We start from the raw sequence: 9,855 nt of genomic DNA, 5'->3' as shown, positions 1-9,855 counted from the left end.
GGCGGCGGGCTTCGCGGGGGCGTCGGCCTTGGAGGCGGCGGCACCGGCCGCGGCTCCGGCCGCCGCGGCGCCCGCGGCGGGCTTGGCGGCGGGCTGCCCGGACTTCGAGGGCTTCGAGGACGGCTCGTCCAGCGGCTTCAGCGCGACGAACTTGCTGGTCCGCTCGGCGTCGGCCTCGGGCTTCGGGGCGGGCTCGCCGGAGTCGGGGCCCGGCTTCGCGTCCGGCTTCGCTTCGGCGTCCTTGCCGCCGCCGGGCTTGTGGTCGCCCAGCTTCAGCATGGTGGTCGGCTGGTCGACCGCCTTGGCACCGCCCGCCTTCGGGGACAGCGCCTTGAAGACGGCGGTGGCCTGGTCGACGCCCGTGGACTTGGGCTCGTCCGTGGACCCGGGCCCGGACCCGGGCTCGTCGGTGGACTTCGAATCGTCGGTGGACTCGGGGGCCTTCGCGGCGGGGGCGGCCTTGGCCGGGGCGTCCGCCTTCGGCTCGGCCGCGTCGCCCTTCGCGCCGGACTCGTCCCCGGCGGAGGCGTCGGCCTTCGGGTCGGCCGCCTTCGCGTCGGACGTCTTCGGGGTCACCGTCGTGAAGACGGCGGTCGCCTGGTCGACCTTCGGGGACGCCGAGTCATCGGTGGACTTGGCGTCGTCCGCGACGGAGGCGGCCTTGGCCGGGGCGTCGCCCTTGGCCGCGCCCTTCGCCTCGGCCGCGTCCGCCGCACCCGTGTCCTCGCCTGCAGGAGCGTCACTGCTGGCCGCGCGCACGCCCTTGCCCGCGGCCGCCTCGCCGTCCGTCTTGCCGTCCACCGTCGAGGACTTGGAGGCCGAGTCATCGGATGTCTCGCCCGCGTCGGGGTCCTCGTCGTCCGAGCCCGCGACCCACGCCGCGACGGCGGCCCGCAGCCGCGCGTCACCGTTCGCCTCGCCGTTGGCCGCGCCACCGGACGGCGCGTCGCCCGCCGGGGCGTCGGCGCCGGACGCGGAGTCCGCGGCACCCGAACCATCCGAGGTGTCCGGGACGTCGACCGCCTCCGCGGACTCCTCCGCAGCCTCCTCCGACGTGCCCTTCGGAGCGTCCTTCGGGGCACCCTCCGAAGCCTCTTCAGCCTCTTCCGAAGCCGCGCCCGCGGTCTCCTCCGAGGCCGAGCCGGAGGCCGGTTCCGAGGCCGAACCCGAGGCCGAACCCGAAGCCGGTCCCGAGGTCTCCCCCGCCTTCGCGCCGTCCCCGGCCCCGCCGTTGACCGCCTTCGTGGAGAAGACCGCCGTGGCGTGGTCCTCGCGCGCCTGCGGCGTCTCGCGCGTCATCGCGAGACGCGGGTCCCGTTCGTCCGGCGCCGGCGCAGAAGACTCCGCCGCAGTCGGGTTCCCCGACGACTTCCGCTGCTTCGACCTGTCGGGGGTCTCGCCCGCCACCGATGCCTCCTCGTACGCCATGCCGTATGCCGATGCTGATGCTTGCCGTGCGCCAAATCCGGCCGGACCCCACTGTCCGAACCGTGTACCAGTGTCCTGTGTGAGGGCTTAACCCCCGTGGTAGACGAGAACGACATACCTACTGGTTCCCGTACATCCCGCCCACGCACTCTCGACAGACCAATGTGAGAGGGGTCACCCTGTCATTCATCCACGCGGGGAGGCATGGATGGGCAGGAGCCGCAGAACAATTCCGGAGGAGCTTCTGCTGCTCGCTTTGGACCCGGCCACGGGTACCACAGCGCAGCCGCAGTCGCTCGACCTCGGTCTGGCCGGAGCACAGCTAGTGGAGCTGGCGCTGGCCGGACGGATAGCCCCAGACGGGGATCGTATCGCCGTGGTGATGCCACGGCCGACCGGAGATCCGACACTGGACTCCGCACTGGAACTGCTGCGCAGGCGCGGCAGCCCGGTTCGGGCCGTCCACTGGATCGGCGGGCCCAGGCTTGGGCTCCGCCAGACGTATCTCTCGCATCTGGAGCGGTGCGGCATGGTGCATGCCGTGGCGGGCCAGATGTGCGGGGTGCTGCCGACGACTCGCTACCAGGCGACGGACACGGCCATCAGCCGGGAAATCAGGTCCCGGCTCGATTCGGCGATCCGTACCGGCGTACCGCCGGACCCACGGACCGCCGCGCTCGCCGCACTGGCCCACGCGGTCGGCCTCGGCAAGCACCTGTATCCCGGGAACGAGGGGCGTTCATCGCGTTCGCGCCTCCGGGATCTCATCAGGCACGACCCCATGGGCGGCCTCGTGGCACACGCCGTGATGGACGTCCAGAACGGCGTGGCGGCACAGCCGCGCCGCAGCGCCGCACCAGCCGGTCCCGCGGGACCGGGCGGACGGCAGCCGGCCCGGTCGGCGGCGGACCCCGGAGGGGTTCCCCTGCAGCCGCGCCGCGGTTCCATGGCACGCGCCGTGGCTCACTGAGCACGGCTCGGCAGCACGCACCAGCGCGTTCAGGCACCACCGACGCGTTCCGGCACCACCGACGCGCACAGGCACCACCCGCGCGTTCAGGCACCACGCCACGTGACACCTCAGGTACGCACCACCGTCGCGTGACGCAGCACTCGGGTGACGCACGATTCAGGTGACGCGTCGCCCTCACGCAACCGCTCAGCACCACTCGCACCAGCGCCGCGCCGCAGTCCCCCAGACCCGGTTCGGGAGCCGCTGGGTCGCGCGGGGCGGACACCGGACCGTCCGGACGACGACACCCGGTGCCACCGCCCCGCGCGGCCGCACACTCACTGGCGCCGCAGGGAGAACACCCCCTCGCTCGACCTCACGTCCGCACATCCGCTGTTTCCCAGCGGTGCCGCCTCGTTGGTGGCACTCTGCTGAGCAGTAGATACGCAAAGTAGAGGCATGCAAGCCGGAGGTGCACGTCCCGTGGCGTCCAATGTCAATCCCACCGTCAGGCGACGCCGGTTGGGCCAGGAGCTCCGTCGGCTCCGTGAGCTCAAGGGCATGACGGCCGAGGAAGTCGCAGAGCGCCTGCTCGTCTCGCAGTCGAAGATCAGCCGCCTGGAGAACGGCCGCCGCTCGATCAGCCAGCGCGACGTCCGCGACCTGTGCGGTGTCTATGAGGTCGAGGACCACCGCATCGTGGATTCGCTGATGCAGATGGCCAAGGACTCCCGCCAGCAGGGCTGGTGGCACTCCTTCGGCGACATCCCCTACAGCGTGTACATCGGCCTGGAGACCGACGCGGCGTCCCTGCGCGTGTACGACCCGCAGGTCGTCCCCGGCCTGCTGCAGACCCGCGCCTACGCGGAGGCCCTGATCACCGGCGCCCTGCCGGAGACCACGCCCACCGACATCGAGAAGCGCGTCCAGGTGCGCATGCGCCGCCAGGACCGCATCGCGTCGCCGGAGAATCCCTTGCGCCTGTGGACCGTCCTCGACGAGTCGGCGCTGCGCCGCGTCGTGGGGTCCCGGCACCTGATGCGCGACCAGCTGGAGCATCTCGTCGAGCAGTCCCAACTGCCGCACGTGACGGTCCAGGTGATCCCCTTCGAGATGGGCGCGCATCCCGGGCTCAACGGCCAGTACGCGATTCTGGAGTTCCCCGACGCCGCCGATTCCAGCGTGGTCTACATCGAGGGCGTCACCAGCGACCTGTATCTGGAGAAGGCCAACGACGTCCAGCAATACAGCGTCATGTACGAGCACTTGCGGGCGCAGGCCCTGAATGTGGAGCAGTCGCGCCAGCTCATCGCGGACATCGCGAAGGAGTACGCGCGCTGAGGAGAGGAGTGCGCCGGGCGGCCCCGCACGGGAAAGCGCCGCACGGTACACCCTTGCCTCGGCGGGGCGGAAGGCCCCCCTGGAATATGCCATCCGGTTGAGTGAACGATCCCTTCACACAGCGATGTTGGCGAGTAGCGTCATTCACGCCATCGGGCAGAACGTTGGCGCATACCGCTTAGTGCGGCGACAGCAACTCAACAACTGGGCAAAACGGAGCAGACATGGCAATTCAGCAGGGCGCTTCGCCTTCGTGGGTCAAGTCCTCGTATTCCACCGGCAACGGCGCGTGCGTCGAGGTCAAGTCCCCCGCGATCGACGGCATTTCCGTCCGCGACTCGAAGGTCGTCGAGGGCCCGGTCCTCGCCTTCCCGGCCGACTCGTGGAACGCGTTCGTCACCGAGGTGAGCCGGGGGACTTCCGGCCTCGCGTGAGACTGCAGCGCGCCATGACGGAATTAACCGAGGAACAACCGCATAAGCACCACCGCATGAGCCCTCTCGACTGGCCCGCCGTCCCGGCCGAGGGGGCTTTCCCCTGCCCCGGACTCCCGGACGCCTCCCCTGTCCCGGGACCTCAGACGCGCCCCCCTGCCCCACGACCCCGGACGCGCTCGTCGGGCTACGATCGCAGGTCGCCCACATAGGTGTCCGTGCCCGGCACCGTGGGGATGAACGGCGCCACCAGCTCCACGCGCCCGAGCCCCGACTCCGCCACCGCCCCGTCCCGCGCCGCGAAGTGCTCCTGCCAGCACTCGCGCGGGTCCCGCTCCAGGAACCACAGCAGCGTCAGCCGGGTCCCCACGCCCTCGACCTGCTTCACGTACGTCATCCGGTCCCCGGGCAGCGGTGTCGGCGCGAAGAGCGTGACCATCGCGGCCGGCGAGCCCGCGAGCGCGCGCGGCAGATGCAAGGAGCGCAGCCACTCCAGCAACTCCGCCCGCTCCTCGGGCCCTTCGGCGTCGACGACCTCCAGGACGAGACCGCGGTAGGGGTGGTCGAGGGCGTGGAAGTCGCGCGGGCCCGCCGCGCCGTCCCGGTAGACGGTCGCCGCGTGGTCCTGGAAGGAGGTGAAGACGTGCGTGCGGTCCTGGTAGACGCGGCCGTCGCGGTTGAGCCGCTTGTTGATGCCCACGGTCCACTTCATGTGGTCGTCGTAGCGGCCGTCGGTCACCCAGTACGTGGAGAGGTAGCAGCCCGCGGTGACCGGCTCGGCGATCGCGGACTTGTCGGGGTAGCGCAGCAGCTGGAGCTCGCGCGTGGCCACCCAGCGCCGCCCCGCGTACATCCAGGGCATGGCCATCGCGCCGGCGTAGTAGTGGTCGTCCTCGTACCAGCGGTTGTACGCGTACTCGTGCCCGGGGTGCGGCTCGACCATGGTGATGAGGGCGTGGCCCGGGTGCACGCCGTAGGGCCCGACGGCGGCCAGCTCGGCGTACGTCTCACTGCGCGTCTCCTCGCTCATGCCTCTCCCCTTCCTTCCTCCGGTGGACGCCCATACTCTGACGCCCCGTCAGCAAAACTGCCAGAGCCGGGAGGCGCTCCATGCCGTCGCTCCTCGAATCGAAGACCGTCGTCGTCTCGGGTGTCGGTGCCGGGCTCGGCCATCAGGTCGCGGCCGCCGTCGTGCGCGACGGCGGGCGGGCCGTCCTGGGGGCGCGCACGGAGGCGAATCTCGCCAAGACCGCCGCCGAGATCGACCCCGAGGGCACCCGCACCGCCCATCTGCCCACCGACATCACCGACGAGCGGCAGTGCGCGGCGCTCGCGGAGCTGGCGCGCGAGCGCTTCGGCGGCATCGACGCGGTCGTCCATGTCGCCGCCTGGGACAGCTACTTCGGCGGCCTGGAGGACGCGGACTTCGACACCTGGCGCGGTGTCCTGGACGTCAATCTGCTCGGCACCCTGCGCATGACGCGCGCGTGCCTGCCCGCGCTCAGGGAGCGCGGCGGCGGCTCGGTGGTGCTCATCGGCACGCAGTCGGCCGTCGCGGCGCCCTCGGAGGTGCGGCAGGCGGCGTACGCGGCGTCGAAGGGCGCGCTGACGTCGGCGATGTACTCGCTGGCGCGGGAGCTGGGACCGGACCGCATCCGGGTCAACACCGTACTGCCGGGCTGGATGTGGGGCCCGCCGGTCGAGGCGTTCGTCCAGTTCACGGCGCACACCGAGGGCGTGCCCGAGGAGGAGGTACGGGCCCGGCTCGCCTCGCGGATGGCGCTGCCGGACCTGGCGACGGACGGGGACGTGGCGGACGCGGTCGCCTTCCTCGCGTCGGACCGGGCGCGGTCCATCACGGGACAGCAGTTGCTGGTGAACGCGGGTGAGTTGATGCGGTAGCCGACCCGGCCGCGCGCCCGTTCCGGCTGGTCGCGCGGCTCCCGGCGCCCCTTCGGGGGCGCTTTCTCATGCCCGCGACCACACCCTCATTGGTCACGTACATGAACACAGATCAGCAAACAGAACGATTTTACTCGCTCTTGACCCTGCGGGCGGTTGTCCGGGGTGCACGGCCGAACCCACGATGAGCGGGCACTTCCGGGCCGCCCGCGTCCCCATCGGCCCGCTCTGGCGAAGTGCCAGCCAGCTATGCGCAGTTCACCAGGCGGACCCCTGGAGGGCCATATGAACAGTCTCGACTGGGCCGTGCTCATCGGCTACTTCGGCGTGATGGTCGCGATCGGCGTGTGGTCCCACAAGCGGGTCGACAACGTCAGCGACTTCTTCACCGCCGGCGGCAAGATGCCGTGGTGGCTGTCGGGCATCTCGCACCACATGTCCGGCTATAGCGCGGTGATGTTCACCGGGTACGCGGGCATCGCCTACACCTACGGCGTGACGTCCTTCGTCACCTGGTCCTTCCCCATCGCCCTCGGCATCGCGATCGGCGCGCGGCTCTTCGCCCCCCGCATCAACCGCCTGCGCTCGCGCCTGCACGTGGCCTCGCCGCTCGAGTACCTCAAGAACCGCTACAACCTGCGCACCCAGCAGGCGCTCGCCTGGTCGGGCATGCTCCTGAAGATCGTGGACGTGGGCGCCAAGTGGGCCGCCATCGCGACCCTGCTCTCCGTCTTCACCGGCGTCTCCCTCAACCAGGGCATCCTCATCACCGGCGTCATCACGGCGATCTACTGCACCATCGGCGGGCTGTGGGCCGACGCGCTCACCGAGCTGGGCCAGTTCATCATCCAGCTCCTCGCGGGCGTCGCGATGTTCGTGGCCGTCGTCGCCGAACTCGGCCCGCACGGCGGCTTCTTCGGCGTCTGGGACGAGCCGGAGCTCGCCGGGCACGGCAAGCCGCTGGTCGGCCCGTACGGCACGGTCTTCCTGCTCGCGTTCCTGTTCATCAAGCTCTTCGAGTACAACGGCGGCATGCTCAACCAGGCGCAGCGCTACATGGCGACCGCCAACGCCAGGGAGGCCGCGCGCTCCGCGAAGCTCTCCGCGGTCCTGTGGCTGGTCTGGCCGCTCGTCCTCTTCTTCCCCATGTGGATGTCGCCGCTCCTGGTCGACGCGCAGAAGCCCGACGGCTCCGACGCGTACGCCCTGATGACCGAACAGCTTCTGCCGCACGGCCTGTTGGGGCTCGTCATCGTCGGCTTCTTCTCGCACACCATGGCCATGTGCTCCTCCGACGCCAACGCCATCGCCGCCGTCTTCACCCGGGACGTGGCCCCCGCGCTGTCCGCGCGGGCACGCGGCTGGAGCGAGCGCAAGGGCCTGATCGCCGCGCGCGTGACGACGGTGGTCTTCCTCGGCCTGTCCATGGCGGTCGCCACGCAGGTCGACTCGCCCACGTTCAAGGACATCATCACCGTGGTCATCAAGTGGGTCGCGGGTCTCATGGGCCCGATCGCGATCCCGATGATGCTGGGTCTGCTGCGGACGTTCCGCAAGTCCGGTCCCACGGCGGCGCTGACCAGCTGGGCGGCCGGGCTGTTCGCCTTCTACCTGGTCAACTACCCCATCGACAAGGCGCTGGGCGGCGTCGCCCTCCAGTACCAGGTGTCGATCCCGCTGGCCGTCTCCCTCGTCCTCTACGTCCTGATCGGCCACCTCAAGCCCGAGGACACCCCGGAGCGCGACGCGCTCATCGAGCGGATCAACACGGACGACGACGGACCCGCGGGAGCCGCGGCCGTCCCCGCCCCCGCCGAGCCGCGCGACGGCACCGTGGGCGCGCCGGCCAAGGACTGACGCGCGCCGGAGGACCGGGGCGCGCCGAGGGCCCGCCGTACCTCGCGGGCCCGGCGCACGCCCCGGCGCTCACGCCCGCGGGTAGCGGGCGAGCCAGCCGGGCGAGGAGACGGCGGGCCCGTGGAGGGCGGGCCCCTGCGTCATCTCCATGGCGAAGTCGTCGGCGAGCTCCAGGATCGTGGGCCGGCCCTCCAGCTCCGTGAGCCAGCCCGGCGGCAGCGCGGTCTCCCCGTGCAGCGCGCCCAGGAGCGCCCCGCACAGCGCGCCCGCGGCGGCCGACGCCCCGCCGTGGTTGACGGCGAGCCGCAGCCCGTGCCGGATGTCCTCGCCGACCAGGGCGCAGTACACGGCGGCGGCCAGTGCCCCCTCGGCGGTGCCGTCCGCCAGGAGCTCCTCGACGCGCGCGGGCGTGGGCATGCCCTGGCGCACGGCGCCCAGCGCGTGCCGGAGCGCGTCCGTGACCGGCTGGTGGCCGGGGCGGGTGGCGAGCAGGGCGAGGGTCCGCTGGATCGCGCCGTCGAGGGACTCCCCGCGGGCCAGGCCGTGCACGATGACGGTGTGCGCGCCGGCCGCGAGGTAGGCGGTGGGGTGGCCGTGGGTCTGGACGGCGCACTCGACGGCGAGCTGCAGCACGAGCTGGGGCTCCCAGCCGACGAGGAGGCCGAAGGGCGCGGACCTGACGGCGGCCTCGGCGCCGCGCGCGTCGGGGTTCTTGGGGGCCTCCAAGGTGCCCATGACGTCGTCGCCGAGGCCGCCGAGGCAGGCGCGGGACGGATCGCGCCGGGTGTACAGCCACTCCTCGCGGGCCAGCCAGCCGTCCTCCTTGCGCCGCTCGTCGGGGCCCCAGTCGCTCTGGGTGGCGGCCCAGCGGCGGTAGGCGCGGTGCAGGTCGGTCGGCGGGTGCCAGGCGCCGGTGTCGCGGCGCACCTGGGCGCGTATGAGCCCGTCGACGGTGAAGAGGGTGAGCTGGGTGGCGGCGGTGACGGCGCCGCGCCTGCCGTGCGCCGGCGCGGGCTCGGTCAGTCCCTCGGCGCCGTGCGCCTCCCGGATCGCGTCCAGCGAGAGGCCGTCGACGGGCGCCCCGAAGGCGTCGCCCACGGCGGCCCCGAGGAGCGTGCCGCGCACCCGGCTGCGGAAGTCCTGCTGCTCGGCGCGGCCCCAGACACCGGTGGCTGCTGCAGTGCCCACCGGACCCTCCTTCCGTGGCCAGACGTGCCTCGACATGCCTCGACATGCCCTCGTCGGGTGCCGACTGCGCAGCACTGTAATCGACCGGGAACGATCGGTTCAGGTGCCAAGTGGTATGCGAAGAGTCGCCCTTGAGGTCGCTTTTGAACGACGTTCACCGGAGCTTCGCAGCGGCTCCCCATAGCCGCGCATCACGGGCCGTGGCGGGCGTACGCGCCCTAATCTGGAGCCCGCCGTCAGGGGGCGTGGAACGGGGGGACCGTGGCACAGGGGGCTCAGCAGGGCCGGTCGATCGACGGGCGATACCGGCTCGTCCGCAGTCTGGGCAGCGGCGGCATGGGCCGCGTCTGGGAGGCCCACGACGAACGCCTCGACACCCGGGTGGCGGTCAAGGAGCTGTGGCTCCCGCCGGCGCTCTCCGCGGCCGAGCGCGAGGAACGGCTGCGGCGGGCCGAGCGCGAGGCCATGAACGCCGTACGGCTGCGGGACCACCCGAACATCGTCACCGTCCACGACGTCGTCATCGAGGCCGCCGCGCCCTGGATCGTCATGGAGCTGGTCACCGGCGGCACGCTCCAGGAGCGCCTGCGGCGGGGGCCGCTGTCGGTGGAGGCCGCCACGCGCGTCGCCACGGGGCTCCTCAAGGCGCTGGAGGCCGCCCACGCACGCGGCGTCGTGCACCGCGACGTCAAGCCCGCCAACGTCATGGTGACGCAGGACCGCAGGATCCTGCTCACCGACTTCGGCATCGCG

The 9,855-nt window shown here is 71.9% G+C and carries 8 protein-coding genes and 1 pseudogene; 6 read left to right on the top strand and 3 right to left on the bottom strand.

The annotated features are described in order from the left end of the window. Positions 1-1,299, bottom strand: a pseudogene (locus AOK22_RS41255) (hypothetical protein); the annotation flags it as partial. A gap of 337 nt (positions 1,300-1,636) precedes the next feature. On the opposite strand from AOK22_RS41255, the gene AOK22_RS02075 reads away from it, so the two are divergent. From AOK22_RS02075 to AOK22_RS02065, 3 genes are all read left to right on the top strand, one after another. Next, complete coding sequence (locus tag AOK22_RS02075) at positions 1,637-2,398, top strand: GOLPH3/VPS74 family protein (RefSeq protein ID WP_055696788.1); 762 nt, start codon at positions 1,637-1,639, stop codon at positions 2,396-2,398. Between the two features lie 465 nt (positions 2,399-2,863). Then, positions 2,864-3,721 carry a helix-turn-helix domain-containing protein gene (locus AOK22_RS02070; RefSeq protein WP_055696787.1) on the top strand — a complete coding sequence of 286 codons (858 nt, stop codon included), beginning with the start codon at positions 2,864-2,866 and terminating at the stop codon, positions 3,719-3,721. Between the two features lie 224 nt (positions 3,722-3,945). Further along, positions 3,946-4,155, top strand: coding sequence for a DUF397 domain-containing protein (locus AOK22_RS02065; protein WP_055696786.1), 210 nt, complete (start codon positions 3,946-3,948; stop codon positions 4,153-4,155). Positions 4,156-4,342: 187 nt separating this feature from the next. Here the strand turns inward: AOK22_RS02065 and AOK22_RS02060 are convergent, their stop codons facing one another. Further along, positions 4,343-5,185, bottom strand: a complete 843-nt coding sequence (locus AOK22_RS02060; protein ID WP_055696785.1) for a hypothetical protein — start codon at positions 5,183-5,185, stop codon at positions 4,343-4,345. A gap of 80 nt (positions 5,186-5,265) precedes the next feature. Here AOK22_RS02060 and AOK22_RS02055 point away from each other — a divergent pair, with 80 nt between their 5' ends. Then, on the top strand, positions 5,266-6,057 hold the full coding sequence (locus AOK22_RS02055) for an SDR family oxidoreductase (RefSeq protein ID WP_055696784.1): 792 nt from the start codon (positions 5,266-5,268) through the stop codon (positions 6,055-6,057). Positions 6,058-6,342: 285 nt separating this feature from the next. Next, positions 6,343-7,914 carry a sodium:solute symporter family protein gene (locus AOK22_RS02050; RefSeq protein ID WP_055696783.1) on the top strand — a complete coding sequence of 524 codons (1,572 nt, stop codon included), beginning with the start codon at positions 6,343-6,345 and terminating at the stop codon, positions 7,912-7,914. 69 nt (positions 7,915-7,983) lie between these two features. Here AOK22_RS02050 and AOK22_RS02045 read toward each other — a convergent pair whose 3' ends face one another. Next, entirely contained in the window at positions 7,984-9,102 is a 1,119-nt protein-coding gene (locus AOK22_RS02045) for an ADP-ribosylglycohydrolase family protein (protein WP_244164670.1), read from the bottom strand. 261 nt (positions 9,103-9,363) lie between these two features. Between AOK22_RS02045 and AOK22_RS02040 the strand changes: the two genes are divergently transcribed. After that, positions 9,364-9,855: serine/threonine-protein kinase (locus AOK22_RS02040; RefSeq protein WP_157872158.1), on the top strand; the 492-nt coding region annotated here is incomplete at its 3' end.

Origin of the sequence: Streptomyces silaceus, from assembly GCF_001419745.1 — a bacterium.
In the GTDB taxonomy this organism is placed as follows: Bacteria; Actinomycetota; Actinomycetes; order Streptomycetales; family Streptomycetaceae; genus Streptomyces; species Streptomyces silaceus.
This window is presented reverse-complemented; position numbering and strand designations above follow the sequence as displayed.

Coding starts and splice junctions, on each gene's coding strand:
- AOK22_RS02075 (WP_055696788.1), top strand. CDS start 1,637: ATGGGCAGGAGCCGCAGAACAATTCCGGAGGAGCTTCTGCTGCTCGCT.
- AOK22_RS02055 (WP_055696784.1), top strand. CDS start 5,266: ATGCCGTCGCTCCTCGAATCGAAGACCGTCGTCGTCTCGGGTGTCGGT.
- AOK22_RS02060 (WP_055696785.1), bottom strand. CDS start 5,185: ATGAGCGAGGAGACGCGCAGTGAGACGTACGCCGAGCTGGCCGCCGTC.
- AOK22_RS02050 (WP_055696783.1), top strand. CDS start 6,343: ATGAACAGTCTCGACTGGGCCGTGCTCATCGGCTACTTCGGCGTGATG.
- AOK22_RS02065 (WP_055696786.1), top strand. CDS start 3,946: ATGGCAATTCAGCAGGGCGCTTCGCCTTCGTGGGTCAAGTCCTCGTAT.